The following is a 20,391-nucleotide window of genomic DNA, read 5'->3' as shown; positions in this document are numbered from 1 at the left end:
CGCAACCTAACACCGCTGATCGTCTGCGTGACCGCTTCCTGCCCGCGCGCTCATCCTAACGTACGCCGGCCGATCCGCTTGCGCCCCGCCAGGATCGCGTGCGCGCAGTTGTGGCCCGGGGCGCCGGTGACGCCGCCGCCGGGGTGGGTGCCGGCGCCGCACATCCACAGACCGTCGATCGGGCCGCGATAGCCGCCGTGGCCCAGCATCGGGCGCGCCGACCAGAGCTGGTCGAGCGTCATCGCTCCGTGGAAGATGTCGCCGCCCACGAGGCCGAGCGTGCGCTCGAGACCTTTGGGGCTGAGGATCCGGCGGCCGAGGATCGAGGCGCGAAAGCCCGGTGCGTAGGCTTCTACGGTGTCGATGATCGTATCCGCGGCGGCGTCTTCCTCGTCGTCCCAGTCGCGGAGAGCGCCATCGCGTCTCGCGGGCAGATCGGGTGCGAACTGCTGACAGAACAGGCTGGCGACGTGAGCACCGGGCGGCGCCAAGCTATCGTCGACGGTGGACGGGATCAGCATCTCGACGATCGGCGCGCGCGACCAGCCGTCTCGTTTCGCATCGAGAAAAGCCCGATCCATGTATTCCAGCGTGGGTGCGATGATGATGCCGGCGCGATGGTGCTCGCCGGGTTCGGGCAGGCATGTGAAGCGCGGCAATTCGGATAGCGCGAGGTTCATCCGGAAGCTGCCGCTGCCGGTGCGGAAGGTGGCGATGCGGCGGCGGAAGTCGGGATCGAGATCCGCCGGCGCGAGAAGCCGCTCGTAAAGCAGACGCGGGCCGACATTGGCGATGACGCGGCCTGCGCCGATCTCCTCGCCGCTTTTCAGTGTCACGCCCGCGACTTTGCCGCCATCCACCAGCACTTGCGCGACCGGACTTTCGAGCGAGATCTGCGCGCCCGCTTCGCATGCAGCCTCGGCCATCATTTGCGTGATCGCGCCCATGCCCCCGATGGCATGGCCCCAGGCACCGCGCTTGCCGTTGACCTCGCCGAAGACGTGATGGAGCAGCACGTAGGCGCTGCCCGGCGTATCGGGCGAGGCATAGTTTCCGACCACGGCGTCGAATCCGAACGCGGCCTTGATCGCCTCGCTTTCGAACCAGCCGTCGAGGAAGCCGCGCGCGGACTTGGCGAAGAGATCGAGCACGTCGCGCCGGGTTTCGAGGTCGAGCCGGGCCAGCGGCAGACCTTGGCTGGCTGCGGCCAGCATCGTGCGCCAGCCCTCGCCGAGGTTGGGCGGGCGTTGCAGCGCCAGGCCGCGCAGCACGTCGGCGACACGTTCGAGCGCATCATAGTAGCGGGGCAGGGCCTCGGCATCGGCCTGGCTGAAGCGCGCGAACTCGGCCTGGGTGCGGGCAAGGCCGCCGCCGACCTTGAGGTAGCCGCCGTCCTGCTGCGGCAGGAAGTTGGCGATCGGCCGCTCGATCACGCGATAGCCGCGCTCGGGCAATCGCATGTCGGCAATGACTTTGGGTTGCAGCAAGCTGACGGTGTAGCTCGCCAGCGAATTGCGGAAGCCGGGGTGAAATTCTTCAGTCACGGCCGCGCCGCCGACGACCGCACGCCGTTCGAGCACCCGCACTTTCAGTCCGGCGCGCGCCAGATAGAAGGCGCAGACGAGGCCGTTGTGGCCCGCGCCGATGATGAGGGCATCGTAGCGATCCGAAACGGAGTTGCGTGGGCTCATGCGATCCGCGAGGGAAAGACGGGCGTCGGCTCGCAAGGCGCGATGGCCGGGCTCATCACGCTGAGACCAGAAAGGGGAAGAGTGTGAGATCTGGCGCCAATGGCTGGTGAACGAACGGATCGCATGGCTATCTCCAATATCGGGTGATCGTAAAGCTTTCGCTTCGAGGGGGAAGGTGCGGCGTGCCCGCGAACGATCGGGTCGAAGCGGTTGCGGCGGCGTGATCATGATGGCAAGGCACCCCCCGAGTGCGGCTTGGACAGGCAACACCGTTCGCTCACTTGCAGTTTATTCATGCAAATGTTGCATAAAAAGCTCTGGCGTTTGTCGGCAGAGCGTTCTACAGGCGCGACATGTCACGCAACGCTGTTTTTCTGAGCCTGATGGCCGCCGGATGGATCGGCTTCCTTGCATTTGCCTTTTATGGGCTGTTCGCCAGTGGCGGCATTTCCGTCGATCAGCATGCACCTCACGCCATGCGCGATCCGCACGACGATTTTGCGGAAGGTTCCCTTGGAACCGAGCGGCGCAAGGCGCTGATCGAAGCGACCAAGCTCTATGTGCAGCGTAACAGCGATGCGCCCGCCGCCATGGTCGAGGGTCGCGAGCTGGCCCCCGCAGACTTCCTCAACGAACAGCTGGCCGAACATGGCGAGCGCTTCCGGGTTCGCAAAGTCGACGGCATGGACGCCGACATCTTCGAGGTTGCTGCTTAGGCTCGCACCCGGTTGCGCCTGCGTTCTCTCGACGAGAAGTATCGAAATCGCGCGGCCACGCTCGATTCGCGCGACCTGACGCAGGTCCCGCGCCGGTCTACCGGCGTGTTCCCACCGGGTTCTGATCGAGGCAAACCGTGGCCTCCAACGGTAGGTGGTCGGATCCCACCGTATCGAGCACCGCAAACTCCGCGACGGATAGCTTCCCTTTGAGGAAAAACTGGTCGAGCGGCCAGCCCAGCCACGGCATGCTCGCGGGGAATGTGGGATAGGACCCGCGTCCGATACGCGGATCGAGGAAATGCCCTTCGCGAACGAACCTGCGTGTCGTGTGCGACCAGGGCACGTCGTTGAAGTCCCCCATCACCACCACTTCGGATGAGCCATCGGGCGTTATCGCGCCGGCCCGGGCAATGTTCTTGTCCCGCGCGTCGGTGCTCTGGCCGGGAAGCGGGGGCCTGGGATGCAAGCCGACGAACTCGATGCTGCGTCCGCTAGCCGGCCGCAAGGTCGCATAGAGCGTCGGCGTATTGGACGCAGTGTTCGCGACCATTCTTGCGCTGTCCACGGGGATGCGGCTGGCAAACACCATTCCGTAGGTGTTGTCGAAAGGCTTGGAGATAACGAACGGATAACGGGATAACGCCGGCTCCAGCGCTTCCATCCACGTCCGGTTGGTCTCCATGAGCAATAGGAGGTCGGGATTACGCCGGGCAATCAGGTCCGCTACGCGGCCGTACTCGGTGTTCTCCATCTTGACGTTGAGCGCCAGCGCGGAAAAGCAGTGATCCGCTTGCTGTCCGCGTTCCAGCACCACCTCTTCCTTGGCGATCGAGACATAGGGCCAAACCCTGGCGAGCTCGATGCCGGCGGCCAGCACGAAGCCCGCTGCGATGAGCCAACGCCATTTCCGGAGCGTCAGCAGCGCAAGCAGAGCCAGTGCCGCGAGGCCGTAGAGCGCCGGTTCGCGGACGAAATCGAGAACCCGTATGAACCCAGCATTGGTGTGGACGAGCGATATCAGGACCAGGGCAAGCGCCAGGGCCGACAATGCCGCCATGGCATAGCGGTAAAATTTCATGCGCAATCTACGTATCTGGTGCTGCTCAATTGAACACCACTTCCGTCTTGCCCGGGATGACGGCTTTGGCGAGTACGGCTGCATCCCAATTGGTCAGGCGCACGCAGCCGTGGCTGGCCGTCTTGCCGATCTTGGAAGGTTCGGGCGTCCCGTGGATCCCGTAGCCTTCCTTGCCAAGATCGATCCAGGTCGAGCCGACGGGGTTATTCGGACCAGGGGGAAGCGTCAGTGACGTGTCGCCGCCCCACTTCTGGTCGTCCGGTTGAAAGGAGTAGTTCGGTTTGGCGGCGATCGCGTTGACTTTCATCGTGCCCGAGGGCGAAGGAAAATCCGAACTGCCGACCGTCGCCGGAAACGTGGCGAGCAATTTATCGCTTTCGCCATAAGCCCGGACTTCCGCATTGGCCTTGTCGACTTCGATCCGTCGTACGGCAGCCAATGGGCTCTCGCTATGTTTCGCGACGACCAGAACCTCGGTGTCCGCTTGCTTGAAGTCAGTATCCGGATTGAGCGCCCTCAGCAGTCCGGGCGACATGTGAAATCGTTCCGCCAGCATTTCTTCGGGCGATGCGTATCCCAAGGCATCACGGTCTGCCATGGCCGCCATCGTCGACGGAACCGCCTTGAAAGGACCTGCGACGTCTTTCGAGGTGATCTTGTAGGACGACAGAATCGGTTTCGTAGTGTCACCGGTCAGTTTGCGAAGCAGTTCGGCATCGATGGCGCCGTCTTCCTTCATGCCATGGCTTTTCTGGTACGCCTTTATGGCCCGTGTCGTGTTTCCGCCCGGATAGCCGTCGAGCACCCCAGGGGAGTGCCCGCGCCGATCGAGCAACACCTGCGCCAGGAGCACGTCCTTGGACCGCTTATCCGCAAAGGCGGAGTCGGGGAGATCCGCCTCGATAGAAGCAGCTTTGGGACCATCGGACAGGACTTGCGATTGCTCGGTTTGCGCAGAGGCAGTCTGGCCGGCGATCCCGACCGAGATGAAGCTCATGGCAATGAGTAATGTTGGCTGCTTCATCTCGGATATTCCTAAGCGACTGGCTGGTTATTTTTTGGCTTGCAGAGCAGTGTTACCACTTAGGAACAGGGTTCTCGGCAGTAAGGTTCCTTCTGGCCATTGAATGCGGAACGATTGCGGCCGTATTACTCTGAGCGATCCGTCCTGACGCGCAGCTTCGCGAAAGCCTGGTGGCGCACTGCCGAAAGATTCTTCCTCAGGATTGCGCATGGCCGCCTGCCTTTGTCGCGGATCTGCTCTAAGTGGCTAGATCGGCTTGAAGCGACTCGTGCAACGCGTTGTCCTAGAGCGCGTTCTCACCTTGTCCGCCGCTGTGGCGTTTGGGAGATCGGTGTTGAAGGCAACGCAACTGGAGGACGCGCAAACCGGCATAACCGGCCTGGACGATGTTCTGGGCGGCGGGTTCGAAAGGGGACGCAGTTACCTGATCGAGGGTAGCCCCGGCACTGGCAAGACGACGATTGCGTTGCAATTCCTCATGACTGGCGTCGCCGCCGGAGAGCGCTGCCTCTACGTGACTCTCTCGGAAACCGAGGACGAGCTGCGTGCCACCGCCACGGCGCATGATTGGGACCTAGACGGGCTGGAGCTGTACGAGCTTGTCCCGCCTGAAAATCTGCTCGACGAAGATCAGACGCAGAGCCTGCTCTATTCGTCGGATCTCGAATTGGGCGAGACGACGAAGCGGATCTTCGAAGCCTTCGAGCGCTTCAAGCCGAATCGTGTCGTCTTGGACAGTCTGTCCGAGATCAGGCTGCTGGCACAGAGCTCCTTGCGGTATCGGCGACAAGTGCTCGCCCTCAAGCACTACTTCGCGAAAAGTGGTGCAACCGTGCTGATGCTGGATGATCTGACGACCGACACCAACGACAAGACGGTCCATTCGGTCGCGCATGGCGTGGTCCGGCTCGAGGAGCTGGCGCCGGTCTACGGCGCGGAGCGGCGGCGCTTGCGCGTGATCAAGTATCGCGGCCGGCGCTTTCGCGGCGGCTATCACGATACGACGATCGAGACCGGCGGCGTCCGCGTCTATCCCCGATTGGTATCCTCCGAACACAAGGCCGACTTCTCGCGCGATCTGATGACGACCGATCTGCCCGAGTTCGATCAACTGCTCGGCGGCGGCGTCGAGCGAGGATCCAGCGTGCTGGTGCTGGGGCCGGCGGGGACGGGCAAGACCTCGATCGCTCTGACGTTCGTCAAGACGGCCGTGGAGCGCGGCGAAAGCGCGGCGATGTTCGTCTTCGACGAGGAAATCGGCCTTTTGATCCAGCGGGCGATGGGCTTCGGCATCGACTTGCAGGCGATGATCGACAGCGGATCACTGGTGCTGGAGCAAGTCGATGCCGCGGAGCTTTCTCCGGGAGAATTCTCCGCGCGCGTGCGCCATTGCGTCGAAGAGAACGGCGCGCGCACGGTCGTGGTAGACAGCCTGAACGGCTATCAGGCGGCAATGCCCGGCGAGCAGGCGCTGGTGCTGCACCTGCACGAAGTGCTGCAATATCTGAACCGGCAAGGGGCGACGACGTTCCTCACAGTGGCGCAGCACGGACTGGTTGGCGACATGAAGACGCCGGTCGACGTCACTTACCTTGCCGATACGGTCATCCTGCTGCGCTATTTCGAAGGACTTGGTCATGTGCGTCGCGCGATCTCGATCGTAAAGAAGCGCACAGGCCCGCACGAGAAAACGATCCGCGAATACGAAATCGGAAACGAGGGCATCACGCTCGGCGAGCCTCTGACCAACTTCCTGGGCGTGCTGAGGGGCGTTCCCGTCCTGCATGGGGAAGCGGACCTTCTGAACGGCGAAGACGCGTGAAAAGCACCACCGTTTCAGAGCGGGCCTTGATCCTCGCCCCCCGGGGCCGGGATGCTGAGATCGCATCGGGAATGCTCGCGGAAGCCGGTCTCGAAGCCACCGCTTGTCCAACGCCGGCCGCGCTGATGACCGAACTGGACCTGGGTGCTGGCCTTGTCGTCGTAACCGAGGAGGCGATCGCGTCGGCGGATCTGGGCCCCCTCTCGGCGTGGATCGCGGCGCAACCGGAATGGTCGGACTTGCCGTTCATCCTGCTGACGCACCGTGGCGGAGGACTGGAGCGTAATCCCGCCGCAGCGCGATATCTCGAAGTGCTGGGCAATGTCACGTTTCTGGAACGACCATTTCATCCGACGACTTTGATCAGCCTCGTCCAATCGGCGATCCGGGGGCGCCGGAGGCAATACGAATCCCGCGCGCGATTCCTGGCGCTGCAGGAAAGCGAGGCGCGCTACCGAGGGCTGTTCGAAAACATCGAGGCAGGCTTCTGCATCATCGAAATGGAGTACGACGAGAAGGGCTGCGCAACCGATTATCGCTTCATCGAGGCGAACCCGGCGTTCGAGCGACAAACTGGCTTTGACCCGCGCGGTCGGCGCATGCGCGATATCGTGCCCGACCACGAGCAACACTGGTTCGATTTTTATGGCCGGGTCGCCATGTCGGGCGAGCCGGACCGGGTCGAGGAGGGCTCCGCCAGGCTTGGCCGCTGGTGGGACGTGCACGCCTTTCGGGTCGGTGAGCCGGAGCGCCGGCGGGTTGCCGTGCTGTTCAACGATATCACGGAGCGACGCGAAGCCGAGCTGCGGCTGAAGAACCTCAACGAAACGCTCGAAGAGCAGGTTACCGAGCGAGTGGCAGAACGCGACCGGCTCTGGAACCTGTCGCAGGATATGCTGGCGCGCGCCGACTACGGCGGAATGATGTCGGCGGTCAGCCCGGCCTGGGAATGGGCCCTCGGCTGGAGCGAAGCCGAGCTGTTGTCGCGCGGCTATGCCACGTTCATGCATTCCGACGATGCGCCCGCCACCCTGGAAGCGATTGCGGGGATGGCTCGAACCGGCCGCCCGACCCGGTTCGAGAACCGCATCGCCACGCGCGACGGTGGCTGGAAGCCGATCGAATGGACGGTCGCGCCGGAACCGGATGGATCCAACTTCATCGCCGTCGGCCGGGATCTCAGCCACGCCAAGGCGCGCGAAGCGGAGCTCGAAGCGGCGCAGGAAGCTTTGCGTCAGAGCCAGAAGATGGAGGCGATGGGCAGCCTCACGGGCGGCGTGGCGCACGACTTCAACAACTTGCTGACGCCGATCATCGGCTCGCTCGACATGCTCCAGCGAAAAGGGCTCGGCAGCGATCGCGACAAGCGCCTGGTCGATGGGGCCCTGCAGTCTGCCGAACGCGCCAAAACGCTGGTTCAGCGATTGCTGGCCTTCGCTCGTCGGCAGCCGCTGCAGCCCATGGCGGTGGACATTCCGCAGCTCGTGCAGAACATGTTGGACCTTATCCGATCCACTGTGGGGCCGACGATCGATTTGAGCGTTGATCTCGCCGCTGAATTGCCTGCGGCACGGGCCGATCCGAACCAGCTGGAAATGGCGCTCCTCAACTTGGCAGTGAATGCCCGCGATGCCATGCCGGAGGGCGGCGAACTGACGATCGCGGCGACGCGCTTGAGCGTGCGCCAGCAGGAAGGCGCCTTGCTTCGCGGGCATTACATCCGGCTGAGCGTCATCGATACCGGCACCGGGATGGACGAGCTGACCCTCGCGCGCGCGATCGAACCCTTTTTCTCGACCAAGGGCGTCGGCAAGGGCACGGGTCTCGGCCTCTCGATGGTCCATGGGCTGGCAGCACAACTGGGCGGAGCGCTCACGATCGAAAGTGTGCTCGGCGAAGGCACGGCGATCCAATTGTGGCTCCCGATCAGCACGGTCGCGCTCGAAGGCGGGCGTGAACCCGATCATATAGAAGCCGTCGGCGACACGATCGGGACGGCGCTTTTGGTGGACGACGATGATCTCGTGCGGATGAGCACGGCGGCCATGTTGATGGATCTTGGGTGCAACGTCGTGGAGGCAGGGTCGGCCGAAGAGGCGCTGCGCATGGTCCACGAGGGGCTCGGGCCCGATCTGCTGGTGACCGATCATTTGATGCCTGGAATGAACGGTGCCCAGCTGGTGCGAAAACTGCGCGCATCGCGGCCTGCGCTGCCTGCGCTGATCGTTTCGGGTTATGCAGAAGCGGAAGGAATCGACCCGGCCATCCCCCGCCTGACCAAGCCGTTCCGCAAGGCCGAACTGGCAGCGAGCCTTGCCTCTTTGTCGGGGGTCGCGCACAGCTGACCTGGGGCCGTCATCCGAAAGTTGGTCGATCAGATCAACTCCGGACGCAATTCGACGATAAGCCGTCGCTTGGTTGCCGGGCGTGGGACAAGGTGTAGACTTACCGCGATGTCGCTTCGCTTCGCACCCGCTTTCGCCCGTTTCGTCAGCTTCAGCCGGGCGTTAGCGAAGAACCGATGCCTCGAACGGGGCGGGCTCGTCCACTCGCTGGCGCTCTTGCTCGCCGTCGTGGCGTTTGTCCCGACGCCGGCCTTTGCGCAGCTTGAAGCCGTCCTGGGGTCTTCAGCTTCTTCCTCGGGAACCTCGGCAGAGCCGGAGAAATCCGAACAGGCCATCGCCGATACCCAGGATGCGGGCGCCGATGCGCGCATTGCTCAGCGCATTCGCGGCATTTTCGCCGAACTGCCGGCCTACAGCCAGGTGAAGGTCTCGGTGAATCAGGGCGTGGTCTCGCTGACCGGTACGGTACCCGAGAAAGCGGATATCGCGCGTGCAGAAGGTATCGCGAGCCGGGTTTCGGGCGTCGTCACGGTCAATGGCGCACTCACGCGCGATCTGTCGCTTTCGGCGAGTACGGGCACTCTCGAATCCTTGCGCGCGCTACTGCGGCAATTCGTCCTGTCGCTGCCACTCATCGGGGTGGCTTTGGCGATCGCGATCGGCATCGGCCTCCTTGGATACGCGCTGGCCGGTCTGACTTCGCTCTGGCACCGGATTGCGCCGAACAGTTTCCTCGCCGAACTGATCGCCAGTGCGATCCGGTTTGTCTTCGTCGTCGCCGGGCTGGTGATCGCCCTCAACATGGTGGGCGCGGATACTTTGCTGAACGCGGTGCTGGGTGGTGCAGGGCTGGTGGGGCTGGCGCTGGGTTTCGCCCTGCGCGACACGATCGAGAACTACGTCGCATCGCTGCTGCTCAGCTTGCGCCAGCCCTTCCGGCCTAATGATCACGTGGTGATCGACAGCTACGAAGGCCGAGTGATCCGTTTGACCAGCCGCGCCACGATCCTGATGACACTCGATGGCAACAACCTGCGCGTTCCCAACTCACAGGTCTTCAAGGCGGTCATCCTGAACTACACGCGCAATCCGCAGCGGCGTTTCCAGTTCGATCTCGGCATCGATGCCGACGACGATGCGCTGGCCGCACGCCGGCTTGGCCGCGACACGATGAAGGACCTAGCCTTCATTCTCGACGATCCTGCCCCCGAGGCGCGAGTGGTCGAGGTCGGCGATTCGAACGTCCTGATCCGGTTCCTCGCCTGGATCGATCAGGAGCATACGGACTGGTTCAAGGCCCGCAGCCTTGCGGTCGTTGCCGTGAAGGCGGCGCTGGAGGACGCGGGCTTCGGGCTGCCCGAGCCCATCTACCGGCTGCGCTTCGATTCCCGCGAGGCGTCGCAGTCGCTGGAAAACGCGGTACAGGAAACCGACAAGGCGCCGAGCACGGCGCGGCCGGTCGCGAAGCTGGAAGCCGAGAGCGAAGACGTCAAACCGACAGATGACTTGCGCGGCATGGTCGAGGCGGAACGCGCGGCGGCGAATGCTAGCGAGGGCAAGACGGATCTTCTCGATAACGACCGGCCGATCGAATGAGGACGTCGGCCGCCGCTGTCGGAGCTTACGCTGTCAGAGGGGTGACGCATGGCTGTGTGGGGGGCACGACCCTGCATTTCTTGACTTCCGGCGGCGGCGCGACTAAGGCGCGAGTTTCCATAACACCTTCAGTTTATCGGAGTGCCCATGGCGCGCGTTACCGTCGAAGATTGCGTCGACAAGGTTTCCAATCGTTTCGATCTCGTCCTGCTGGCCGCCCAGCGTGCGCGGGAGATCGCGGGCGGTGCGGAACTGACGATCGATCGCGACCGCGACAAGAACCCGGTCGTGGCCCTGCGCGAGATCGCCGAGACGACCGTCAAGCCGACCGAACTGAAGGAATCGCTGGTCACGTCGCTGCAGCGAGTGCTTCCCGAAGACGACGACGAGATGGACGAGATCGGCTCGCTCAGCCAGTCGGCTGAAGCGCTGCGGATCACGGCTTCCGCTCCCACCCGCAACTCGTCGATCGGCTCCGACTACGACGGCTGATACGTCGCCGGGGGGCGGTACAATTGGCTAAGCAAGCCCGTACGCTCCCGCGGTTGGCAGGTAAGGTGTTGTCGAAAGCTCCGCGTGTCAAAGCCGACGGCGGAGCGACGATCGCGGTTTACAGTGTAAAGGGCGGCGTTGGCAAAACGACCATCGCGGCGAATCTGGCCTGGTGTTCGGCCGAGCTTTCCGCGCATCCCACGCTTCTTTGGGATCTCGATGCCGCTGGCGGTTCCGGCTTCCTGTACGGGCTCGATGCCAAGTCGGCCAAGCCGGCGGAAGACGTGTTTTCGAAAGAGCGCGCCGCCCGAAGCCTGATCCGCAAGACTGGCTACGAAGGGCTCGACGTTCTGCCTGCGGACGAATCGATCCGCGCGCTGGATGCCCAGCTGATGCAGATCGGCAAACGCAAGCGGCTGGCCAAGCTGACCTCGGGGCTGACCGACCGCTATGAGCGGATCGTGCTCGATTGTCCGCCGGTGATGAACGAGCTGAGCGCGCAAGTGATCCGTGCCGCCGATCTCATCATCGTGCCGCTGCCCCCATCTCCGCTTTCCAGCCGGGCGTTCGATATCGTGGTGAGCGAAGTGACCGGGACCGGCAAGCGCCACCCGCCGATCCTCCCGGTGTTCTCGATGCTCGACATGCGCCGCACCTTGCACCGAACCGCGCGCGAGGAGCATCCGGACTGGCCCGCGATCCCTTATGCCAGCGCAGTCGAACAATGCGCGGCGCAGCAACGGCCGGTCGGCGCGCTGGCGCCGCAAAGCTCGGCTGCGCGCGGCTTCATCGGCTTGTGGCAGGCGATCGAGCGAAAACTCGGTGCGGCTTAGCGAGCCTTTCGGGGCCGTTTCGCAGTATTGCTGAGACGCTATCCAATCGGGTGATCCGCCGCTAGTTTATGGGCGATGAGCGACATCGGTGAGGGATTCGGCGGCGTGATCGAAGGCGCGCTCATGGGCGGTGCGGTCGAGCGCGAGCGTGATGGAATTGCAGTCAGTCGGGATGGCCATACCCATGAGACCGCCTGTCTGAATTGTGGCGCGGTCCTAGTCGGCCCGCATTGCCATAGCTGCGGCCAGCATGCGCATCTTCACAAAACCATCGGGGCCGTGTTTCACGATATCCTCCATGGCGTGCTCCATCTCGAGGGACGGACCTGGAGCACGCTGCCGATGCTCGCCTGGAAGCCCGGCGAACTGACTCGCCGCTACATCGATGGCGAGCGGCGTAAATTCGTCTCGCCGATGGCGATGTTCCTGTTTTCGGTCTTCGTGATGTTCGCGGTGTTCCAGATCATGGGGATTTCCGCCCCGACTGACATAAGCGGCATCTCCGGAGCCGAACAAGTCCAGGAAGCCGAGAAGAAACTCGTCGATCAGCGCAAGGAACTGGCCGAGGAACTGAACGATCCGGATACATCGGAGGGACGGCGCGGCAGGATCCGAGATCGGGTCGCGACGCTGGACAAGGACATCGCTTCGCTACGCAGTTTGCCGTTGGTCAAGGACTTCAAGCCCGAAAAAGAGCGATCTTGGCAGTCGGGCTGGAAGCGTCTCGACAAAGGCATCGAGAAGTGGCGAGAGAACCCGGGGCTGATGCTCTACAAGCTCCAGACCAATGCCTATAAATTTTCCTGGCTGCTGATCCCGATCTCTGTGCCCGTCGTGGCGCTCGTGTTCCTTTGGCGCAGGCGGTTCGGACTCTACGATCACTCGATCTTCGTGACCTATTCGATCGCCTTCATGTCGCTGATGGGGATCGTGGCCACCATCATCGGCGGCTTCGGCGTGAGCTCGGAATGGCTATTGACGGCATTTTCCGCCATCGCTTTCCTGCACATCTATCGCCACCTTAAAGGCACTTACGAGCTTTCGCATTTCTCGACGCTGTGGCGGACGATCTTTCTGGCCGTGATGATCCCGAGTTTCGTGCTGGCGCTCTTCGTGACGGTGCTGTTTACGCTGGGACTGGTCGGCTAGGTGCCGTCAGATCTCGAATTGGAGCGCGTCGGTTTCGGTCTGCGAAAGCTGCATCGAGGCGTCGGCAGCCCTGGCAGCATCGGCGGCGTCATCGGCATCGATGCAGCGATTGCGACCCGAACGCTTGGCGATGTAAAGCGCCGCATCGGCTTCGGCTAGCCAGGCCTCCGCGCGTCGCACCAGCCCCGACAGGCTGGAAGTTCCGAAACTGGCTGAAACCATGCCGCCGTTCAACTGCGGCAGCTCGAGCGAACCGATGGCGCCGCGCAGGCGCTCGGCGCAAGCAAGCGACGATGCGCGATCAGTTTCGGGCAATAGCACGCCGAATTCTTCGCCCCCGAGGCGTCCGAGGATGTCGGATGGACGAAGCATGGCTCGGGCTGCACTCGCGACTTGCCGCAGCACTTCGTCCCCTACCGGATGGCCAAAGTTATCGTTGATCGACTTGAAATGGTCGATGTCGAACAGCACCAGCGCGGCTGGGCGGCCGTAGCGGCCGAAGCGATCGATCGCGCGCGTGACTCCCTCGACAAACGCGCGCCGCGTCAGCACCCCGGTCAGAGCATCCTGCCGGGCGATCGTGCGGAGCTCGAGCTCGTCGACGACCAGGGCCGCGAAACGCGACAGGATTTCCACGTCTTGGTGGCGGAACGTTCGCACGACGGTGTCGAGCGCGCAGAGCGCCCCGAGATTATATCCGTCAGGTGTCGTGAGCGGCACGCCAAGGTAGCTCGCCAGCGTGCCGTCCAGAACCAACGGGTTCTCACTGAAGCGCGGATCGATCGTGGCATCGGGCACGACCAGCGGGTCCGACATGGCGATGGTGTGCGTACAGAACGAATCCGATCGCGACGTTTCTTCGAGATCGAAACCCTGGCGGGTGTGGATGCGCTGCCGGTCGCCGTCGATGAAGGTGACCGCGGCCATGGGTACGCCAAGGACCGTCTTGACCAGCGCCGTGATCCGTTCGAACGGCTCGATGCGCTTTTCCGCCAGGTCGTAGCGATCGAGGGCGGCTTGCCGCCCGGCCTCGTCGTCGAGCTTCATGTGCATCATCAAAGTCAATCCGGTCGCGTGGATGCAGTGCGAGCATCCTGGTACCGAAATTGTCAGCTGATGGTTAAATTCGAGATAACGCGATGCCCCGAAACAACCTCGTTACGAACGGGGCCACGAGAATTGTCTCGTGGCCCCGGATTTATCGCGTCTGGAGTGTTCAGGCGCCTTGCGGTGTCGCGCCACCACCCGAGAAACGCTTGCCCGCCTTGGGGATCGAAGACCCGGCCGGCGTGACGGGGCGCGCGGTTCCGCTCGGCTGATCGGGCCGGTCGATGTCGCCACCGTTCATCAGATCCTTGATCTCGTCGCCGGTGAGCGTCTCGTATTCGAGCAAGGCCTTGGCGAGCGAGTGCAGCTTCTCGTTCTGTTCGGTCAGGATCTCGGTCGCGCGCTTGTGCGCATCTTCGACCAGGATGCGGATTTCCGAATCGATCAGCTTGTTGGTCTCGTCCGACGACATCAGCCGCTGCGAGCCGCCCATGCCGAGATAGCCTTCCTGCTGCTCCTCATACTGGAGCGGGCCGAGCTTATCGGACATGCCCCACTTGGTGACCATGTTGCGCGCCAGGCCCGTTGCGTACTGGATGTCGGATGAAGCGCCGGACGACACTTTGTCGTAGCCGAAGATGATTTCCTCAGCGACGCGCCCGCCCATCGAGACCGACAGGTTCGCGAGCATCTTGTCACGGTGGTACGAGTAGGAATCGCGCTCGGGCAGGCGCATGACCATGCCCAGGGCACGACCACGCGGAATGATCGTCGCCTTGTGGATCGGATCCGAGGCCGCCTCGTTGAGCGAGACGATCGCGTGGCCCGCCTCGTGATAAGCGGTCATCTTCTTCTCGTCTTCGGTCATGACCATGGAGCGGCGCTCGGCGCCCATCATGACTTTGTCCTTGGCGTCCTCGAACTCCTGCATCGCGACGAGCCGCTTGCTGCGGCGTGCGGCGAGCAAGGCTGCCTCGTTGACGAGGTTGGCGAGATCCGCGCCCGAAAAGCCGGGCGTACCGCGAGCGATGACGCGCGGCATGACGTCGGGCGCCAGCGGCACTTTCTTCATGTGCACGGCGAGGATCTTCTCGCGCCCTTCGATGTCGGGGACCGGTACGACGACCTGGCGATCGAAGCGACCCGGACGCAGCAGCGCGGGATCGAGCACGTCGGGCCGGTTGGTCGCGGCGATGATGATGATGCCTTCGTTGGCCTCGAAGCCGTCCATTTCGACCAGCAGCTGGTTGAGCGTCTGCTCGCGCTCGTCATTCGAATTGCCGAGTCCATGCCCACGATGACGGCCGACCGCATCGATTTCGTCGATGAAGACGATGCACGGCGCGTTCTTCTTGGCCTGTTCGAACATGTCCCGCACGCGGCTCGCGCCGACGCCGACGAACATCTCGACGAAGTCGGAGCCCGAAATGGTGAAGAACGGCACGCCCGCCTCGCCGGCGATGGCGCGGGCAAGCAGGGTCTTGCCGGTACCGGGCGAGCCGACCAGCAGCGCGCCCTTGGGGATCTGGCCGCCGAGCTTGGAGAAGCGCTGCGGATCGCGCAGGAACTCGACGATTTCCTCGAGCTCCTCACGCGCTTCGTCGATACCCGCGACATCGTCGAAGGTGACGCGGCCCTGACGCTCGGTCAGCAGCTTGGCCTTGGACTTGCCGAAGCCCATCGCGCCCGAGCCGCCGCCCTTCTGGACCTGACGCAGCGCGAAGAACGCGATGCCCAGGATCAGCATGAAGGGGAGGGCCTGCACGAGGATGTAGAGCAGCAGATTGGGCTCTTCCGGCGCCTTGCCGGCATAATCGACGCCGTTGTCCTGCAGCAGTTGCGGCAGCGAGGTGTCGTTCGGAATCGGGACGGTCGAGAACGTGTCGCCATTGCGGTATTTGCCGACGATGCGATCTTCACCGACCTGCACCTCGTCGACCGTGCCTTCGGCGACTTTCTCGCGGAAATCGGAATAGCGGATCGACTGCCCGGCATCGCTGCGCGAACCGAACATGGAGACGACCATGAGCAGGGCGAGGAAGATACCGCCCCACACCAGGAGGCTCTTCATCCAGGGATTGCCGTTAGGCTGATCGTCGTTCATCTTTTGTGCGCCATCCTTTCGCAGGGATAATGTAGGCGCGCGGGCCTGAATGGCAAGTTAGCGCGAACCCAGTGATTGACCGTTTTGGCGGCGATCCTGAAACGCACCCTTTGCGACCCGGGTAAGGGGGTATCAAACAGCCCGCGCAACGCAGGATCTGTCAGAGGTTCGAGCCACCCGCTCCGCACGCGATCGCCGCGCCGATCGACCCGCTGCCGCCGGCAAGGAGCATGACATTCTTTACTTGCGGCCAGTGCAGCCGGCTCTGTTTGCTACGCAGCACGCGGCGATCTTCACGCCGTCAATCATCGCCGTACATCGCGGCGCGCATATCCTCGGGCGCGAGATCGGAGAACTTGGTAATCCGCGCCTCGAACTTGAGGCGGACCTTCCCGGTCGCACCATGGCGCTGCTTGGCGATGATGAGCTCGGACAGACCCATGATCTGTTCCATCTTTTCGCGCCAGGCATCGAACTTGGCGACGACTTCGGGCGGATCGGTGTCGGTCGGATATTTGGGCTCGGAAGCCTTGTGGTAGTAGTCTTCGCGGAAGACGAACCACACCATGTCCGCGTCCTGCTCGATCGAGCCCGACTCGCGCAAGTCCGAAAGCATCGGGCGTTTGTCGTCGCGGCTTTCGACCGCGCGGCTGAGCTGCGACAGCGCGATCACGGGGACCTGCAGCTCTTTCGCCAAAGTCTTAAGACCGCGGCTGATCTCACTGATTTCGTTGACGCGGTTGTCCTGCGCGCGCCCCGAGCCCTGCAGCAGCTGCAGGTAGTCGATGACGATCAGGCCGATATTGTGCCGCCGCTTCAACCGCCGCGCGCGCGCGCGCAGCGCGGCGATCGTCAGACCGGGCGTGTCATCGATGTAGAGCGGCAGTTCGGCAAGCCGCTGGCTGGCGAAGGACAGCGAATGGAAATCCTCGCGGCTGATTTTGCCCATGCGCAGCGATTCCGAACTGATCCCGGATTGCTCCGCGAGGATACGGGTCGCCAGCTGGTCGGCGCTCATTTCCAGACTGAAGAAGGCGGTTGCCGCGCCCACCGATTTCTCTTCGGGAATGCCGTCGGCGATGTCGCGCAGCAAGCGATCCGCGGCATTGAACGCGATGTTGGTGACGAGCGAGGTCTTACCCATGCCCGGACGCCCGGCGAGAATCACCAAATCGGAATCGTGCAAGCCGCCGATCTTCTCGTTGACCGAAGTCAGCCCGGTCGTCTTGCCCGAAATATGGCCGCCCGAATTGAACGCCTTTTCGATCGCCTGGATCGCGGTGCGGGTGGCGACGCCAAAACTTTGCGCCTCATTGTTCGGGCCAGCGCCTTCGGCGACCTTGTAGAGCGCGGCTTCGGCCTGCTGGATCTGCTCCATCGGCTCGACCGCTTCGGACGTATCCATCGCTCCTTCGACCAGTCCACGGCCGACGGAAACCAGCTCGCGCAACAGCGCCAAGTCGTAGATCTGCTCGGCGAGTTCGCGCGGCGCGAGCAAGCCCTGGCCATCGGCGGTGAGGCGCGCGAGATAGGCGACGCCGCCCAGTTGCTTGAGCGCTTCGTCGGCTTCGAAATATGGGCGCAGCGTCACGGGGGTGACCACCGCCTTGCGGTCCAGCAACTGAACGATGCGTTCGTAGATCCGCGCGTGCACGGGTTCGAAGAAGTGCGCGGGCGCAAGCTGGGTCTGAAGTTCCTCCAGCACGCGGTTGTCGATCAGCACGGCGCCGAGAAACGCAGCCTCGGCCTCGACGTTGGAGGGAAGGGTGCGTGCTTCGGGCACACTGGCGGTGTGAAACAGGAGTTCGGGCTCGGCCATAAGCGAACGACAATGCGCGTGCGGACGAGTCGCCGCAAGCGCAGCGGCCCGGCAAAGTAATCCACAGCATGTGGAAGAGCGCGGTGGCTGGATCGCTCACCGCGAGAGCTTCGCCCCTTGCCCCGACATGCCGCAATTGCCTAAGGCGCAAAGACCATGGCGGATCCGCGAATTTCGCACATAGAACTGGACGAAGCGACGATTCTGTCGCGCAATGCCGACATCGAGCAAGAGCGGCGCGTGGCCATGTTCGATCTGATCGAGGACAACACGTTCAAGCCGACCCGATCCTACGAGGCGGGGCATCACGGCCCCTACCGCTTGCATCTCTCGGTTCAGGACGGCCGGCTGATGATGGTGATATCCGATGAAGCGGGCACCAAGCTGGAGACGCTGGGCCTCGGCATGGGTCGCTTCCGCCGCCCGATCCGCGAGTACTTCGCGATCTGCGAGAGCTATTATCAAGCCGTGCGCAAGGCGACCGCGCGCGAGATCGAGACGATCGACATGGCGCGCCGCGGCATCCACAACGAGGCATCCGAGATGCTGGTCGAACGCCTGGAAGGCAAGATCGAAACGGATTTCGATACCGCCCGCAGGCTCTTTACCCTGATCTGCGTGCTGCATATCAGGGGCTGAGGGCCGGGCACGGGGAACGCTTGAGATGGCGAAACGGAAAGGCAGTGCCGTTTTGGCGCGCGTCCTGGGCGCGCTCGCGCTCGTCACGCTCATTGCGGGCGGGTGGGTCTGGTGGCATTTGCGGCACTGGCAGCCCACACGCGAGGAGTATCCGCTGCAGGGCGTCGAAATCGGCGCCATGGACGGCCCGATCGATTGGGGCACGATCAAGGGGATCGGTGCGAACTTCGCTTATATCGATGCCAGCGCCAGCGCGTCGGCGCGCGATCCGCGTTTTACCGAGAACCTTCGCGGTGCCCTCAAGGCGGGGATGCAAGTCGGGGCGCTCCATCGCTACGATCCGTGCCAGCCAGCCGATGCACAAGCCGCCAATTTCGTGACGACGGTGCCGCGCGATCCGAAATTGCTACCGCCTGCGGTTGAGCTCGATACGACGGCGGAAGGTTGCCTCGTCGCCGTCAGCGATGCCAAAGTGGAGAGCGAGCTGATGACCTTTCTCAACCAGGTCGAGACCCATACTGGCCGGCCGACCATCCTCAAGCTGACCGAGACGTTCGAAGACACGTATGGTGTCGCCGCGCGGATCGATCGCAATCTCTGGCTGGTGAGCGATCGCTTTCAGCCGGACTATGCCGGGAGGCACTGGACGATGTGGACTGCCAACAAGCATCTCGCCAATGAAGTCGGCGAGACCGACCTTCGCTGGGTGGTGGTGCGGCCATGACCGATGCCACAGCCTCAGCGGATACGCGCGATGAACTCGTGCGCCACGCGCGGACGGCGATGGCGCAGGCCTACGCCCCCTATTCGGGGTTTCATGTGGGCGCGGCTCTGCTGTTCGAGGACGGCACCGTCGTGAGTGGTGCCAATGTCGAGAATGCCAGTTACGGCCTGGCGCTGTGCGCGGAGACGGTCGCAATCTCGGCCGCGATGGCGGCGGGGCGTCGCGGAGGGCTGGTTGCGGTGGCCGTGATCGGCGGGATCGAGGGCGAACCGCGTGACACGGTCACGCCCTGTGGCCGGTGCAGGCAAGTCCTCAACGAACTGGCCCAACTCGGCGAAACCGATCCCGTCGTGTGGTGCGCGGGCGGCGAGGCGGTGATGGAGACACGCCTGTCAGCGCTGCTGCCCCATGCATTCGGCCCCGCCAACCTCGTACTGTAACCGCTTAACGGCCGGACTTCGCATCCTTCCTGGCGGCTTCGCGCATTTCGCGCACCGCTTCCTCGCGATGCTGGTCGAGCACCAGCGAACCGGTGCGGCGCGGATCGTGCGCGCGGCGGAAGGGGATTTCATTGCCGAGTTTTTCCATGGCGTTGCTCTCCTGTCGTTGCGGACGGCTTCTTTGCCGCCTCTGCCATCGACATGGGGACGATTGCCGCTTTAATCTACCCTCGAAGCGCGATCGAGCGGCTTCCGCTCACCAGTCGCCGACACCTCGTTCGAACTGGGCGCGCAGATTGGCGAGCGCGCGCGGCTCGACCGGGGGAAGGGCGCGAGCGGCCTTGCCTTTCCGGAGAGCCGCCCGATCGTTCTCGACTGGCGAGACGAGGCGCACGCGAACGCCGGACTTGCCCCTGTCCCGAATTCCCAACAATTCGGCCGCGCCCTTCGACAAATCGATGATTCGAGTCTGCTCGGTGAACGGCCCGCGATCGTTGATGCGCACGAGGACGCGTCGCCCCGTCTCCAGCGATGTCACTTCGACATAGCTCGGCAGCGGCAAAGTGCGATGCGCGGCGGTGACCCAATCGGGGCGGAAGCGTTCGCCATTCGCAGTCTGGTTGCCGCTTTCGTTGCCGTACCAGGTGGCATAGCCCAGAAAGTCATAGGTCGGGTCGGCGGCGGGCGTGTAAGTGGTGCCGCGGATCTTGTAGGGTGGGCCGATGCGCACCGGCGTATCGCTGACCGGCCGGAACTTGGTGCCGCCGCCGCAAGCCGCCAATGCGGAGATCAGCAGCGCCCCACCAGCGCCACGCATCGCTTTTCCGATACTCATCGCCATGGCCGAGGCATAGGGGCGGGCGCAGCTT

Annotated in this window: 19 protein-coding genes; 10 read left to right on the top strand and 9 right to left on the bottom strand. The window is 63.5% G+C overall.

Translation table 11 applies throughout. The features are described from left to right. Positions 1-50 precede the first annotated feature (50 nt). Positions 51-1,691: a phytoene desaturase family protein gene (locus GQO94_RS05885; protein WP_156840249.1), complete on the bottom strand. Its 1,641-nt coding sequence runs from the start codon at positions 1,689-1,691 to the stop codon at positions 51-53. Positions 1,692-2,044: 353 nt separating this feature from the next. Here GQO94_RS05885 and GQO94_RS05880 point away from each other — a divergent pair, with 353 nt between their 5' ends. Further along, positions 2,045-2,407 carry a hypothetical protein gene (locus GQO94_RS05880; protein WP_156840248.1) on the top strand — a complete coding sequence of 121 codons (363 nt, stop codon included), beginning with the start codon at positions 2,045-2,047 and terminating at the stop codon, positions 2,405-2,407. Positions 2,408-2,504: 97 nt separating this feature from the next. Here the strand turns inward: GQO94_RS05880 and GQO94_RS05875 are convergent, their stop codons facing one another. Together GQO94_RS05875 and GQO94_RS05870 are read right to left on the bottom strand one after the other, a co-directional pair. Beyond that, on the bottom strand, positions 2,505-3,488 hold the full coding sequence (locus GQO94_RS05875) for an endonuclease/exonuclease/phosphatase family protein (RefSeq protein WP_198045832.1): 984 nt from the start codon (positions 3,486-3,488) through the stop codon (positions 2,505-2,507). Positions 3,489-3,513: 25 nt separating this feature from the next. After that, positions 3,514-4,341, bottom strand: a complete 828-nt coding sequence (locus GQO94_RS05870; RefSeq protein WP_156840423.1) for a L,D-transpeptidase family protein — start codon at positions 4,339-4,341, stop codon at positions 3,514-3,516. A gap of 505 nt (positions 4,342-4,846) precedes the next feature. Between GQO94_RS05870 and GQO94_RS05865 the strand changes: the two genes are divergently transcribed. The 6 genes from GQO94_RS05865 to GQO94_RS05840 all read left to right on the top strand — a co-directional run bounded on the left by GQO94_RS05865 (position 4,847) and on the right by GQO94_RS05840 (position 12,749). Further along, entirely contained in the window at positions 4,847-6,334 is a 1,488-nt protein-coding gene (locus tag GQO94_RS05865) for an ATPase domain-containing protein (RefSeq protein WP_156840246.1), read from the top strand. Positions 6,335-6,405: 71 nt separating this feature from the next. Then, positions 6,406-8,679 (top strand): PAS domain S-box protein, encoded by a 2,274-nt coding sequence (locus GQO94_RS05860; protein ID WP_156840422.1) that lies wholly within the window; start codon positions 6,406-6,408, stop codon positions 8,677-8,679. Positions 8,680-8,787: 108 nt separating this feature from the next. Next, the gene (locus tag GQO94_RS05855; protein WP_156840245.1) at positions 8,788-10,275 is read left to right on the top strand and encodes a mechanosensitive ion channel family protein; all 1,488 of its coding nucleotides are present in this window, start codon (positions 8,788-8,790) and stop codon (positions 10,273-10,275) included. A 147-nt stretch (positions 10,276-10,422) separates the two neighbouring features. Further along, positions 10,423-10,767, top strand: coding sequence for a DNA-directed RNA polymerase subunit omega (rpoZ, locus tag GQO94_RS05850; protein WP_156840244.1), 345 nt, complete (start codon positions 10,423-10,425; stop codon positions 10,765-10,767). A 68-nt stretch (positions 10,768-10,835) separates the two neighbouring features. After that, positions 10,836-11,600, top strand: coding sequence for a ParA family protein (locus GQO94_RS05845; protein ID WP_232332808.1), 765 nt, complete (start codon positions 10,836-10,838; stop codon positions 11,598-11,600). 75 nt (positions 11,601-11,675) lie between these two features. Further along, on the top strand, positions 11,676-12,749 hold the full coding sequence (locus GQO94_RS05840; protein ID WP_156840242.1) for a DUF3667 domain-containing protein: 1,074 nt from the start codon (positions 11,676-11,678) through the stop codon (positions 12,747-12,749). 6 nt (positions 12,750-12,755) lie between these two features. On the opposite strand, the gene GQO94_RS05835 is transcribed toward GQO94_RS05840, so the two are convergent. The 4 genes from GQO94_RS05835 to GQO94_RS05825 form a co-directional block, all read right to left on the bottom strand. Further along, positions 12,756-13,805: a GGDEF domain-containing protein gene (locus GQO94_RS05835; protein WP_156840241.1), complete on the bottom strand. Its 1,050-nt coding sequence runs from the start codon at positions 13,803-13,805 to the stop codon at positions 12,756-12,758. Positions 13,806-13,965: 160 nt separating this feature from the next. Then, positions 13,966-15,900: an ATP-dependent zinc metalloprotease FtsH gene (gene ftsH, locus GQO94_RS05830; protein WP_156840240.1), complete on the bottom strand. Its 1,935-nt coding sequence runs from the start codon at positions 15,898-15,900 to the stop codon at positions 13,966-13,968. A gap of 160 nt (positions 15,901-16,060) precedes the next feature. Further along, on the bottom strand, positions 16,061-16,183 hold the full coding sequence (locus GQO94_RS21220) for a hypothetical protein (RefSeq protein WP_269748734.1): 123 nt from the start codon (positions 16,181-16,183) through the stop codon (positions 16,061-16,063). An 18-nt stretch (positions 16,184-16,201) separates the two neighbouring features. Continuing rightward, complete coding sequence (locus tag GQO94_RS05825; protein WP_156840239.1) at positions 16,202-17,719, bottom strand: replicative DNA helicase; 1,518 nt, start codon at positions 17,717-17,719, stop codon at positions 16,202-16,204. Between the two features lie 156 nt (positions 17,720-17,875). Between GQO94_RS05825 and GQO94_RS05820 the strand changes: the two genes are divergently transcribed. Genes GQO94_RS05820 through GQO94_RS05810 form a run of 3 tightly spaced genes read left to right on the top strand, consistent with a single transcriptional unit; the run spans position 17,876 to position 19,522 of the window. Further along, positions 17,876-18,358, top strand: a complete 483-nt coding sequence (locus GQO94_RS05820) for a UPF0262 family protein (protein WP_156840238.1) — start codon at positions 17,876-17,878, stop codon at positions 18,356-18,358. A 25-nt stretch (positions 18,359-18,383) separates the two neighbouring features. Next, the gene (locus GQO94_RS05815) at positions 18,384-19,082 is read left to right on the top strand and encodes a glycoside hydrolase family 25 protein (RefSeq protein WP_156840237.1); all 699 of its coding nucleotides are present in this window, start codon (positions 18,384-18,386) and stop codon (positions 19,080-19,082) included. Further along, on the top strand, positions 19,079-19,522 hold the full coding sequence (locus tag GQO94_RS05810; protein WP_156840236.1) for a cytidine deaminase: 444 nt from the start codon (positions 19,079-19,081) through the stop codon (positions 19,520-19,522). The genes GQO94_RS05815 and GQO94_RS05810 overlap by 4 nt, the downstream gene beginning before the upstream one ends. A 4-nt stretch (positions 19,523-19,526) precedes the next feature. On the opposite strand, the gene GQO94_RS20770 is transcribed toward GQO94_RS05810, so the two are convergent. Together GQO94_RS20770 and GQO94_RS05805 are read right to left on the bottom strand one after the other, a co-directional pair. After that, positions 19,527-19,670 carry a hypothetical protein gene (locus GQO94_RS20770; RefSeq protein ID WP_198045831.1) on the bottom strand — a complete coding sequence of 48 codons (144 nt, stop codon included), beginning with the start codon at positions 19,668-19,670 and terminating at the stop codon, positions 19,527-19,529. Positions 19,671-19,778: 108 nt separating this feature from the next. Beyond that, positions 19,779-20,357, bottom strand: a complete 579-nt coding sequence (locus GQO94_RS05805) for a septal ring lytic transglycosylase RlpA family protein (protein WP_232332796.1) — start codon at positions 20,355-20,357, stop codon at positions 19,779-19,781. Positions 20,358-20,391: the final 34 nt, after the last annotated feature.

It is taken from the genome of Novosphingobium aquimarinum (genome assembly GCF_009746585.1).
GTDB lineage: Bacteria > Pseudomonadota > Alphaproteobacteria > Sphingomonadales > Sphingomonadaceae > Novosphingobium > Novosphingobium aquimarinum.
Note: the sequence above shows the minus strand (reverse complement) of the source record. Positions and strands in the feature narration are given on the sequence as shown.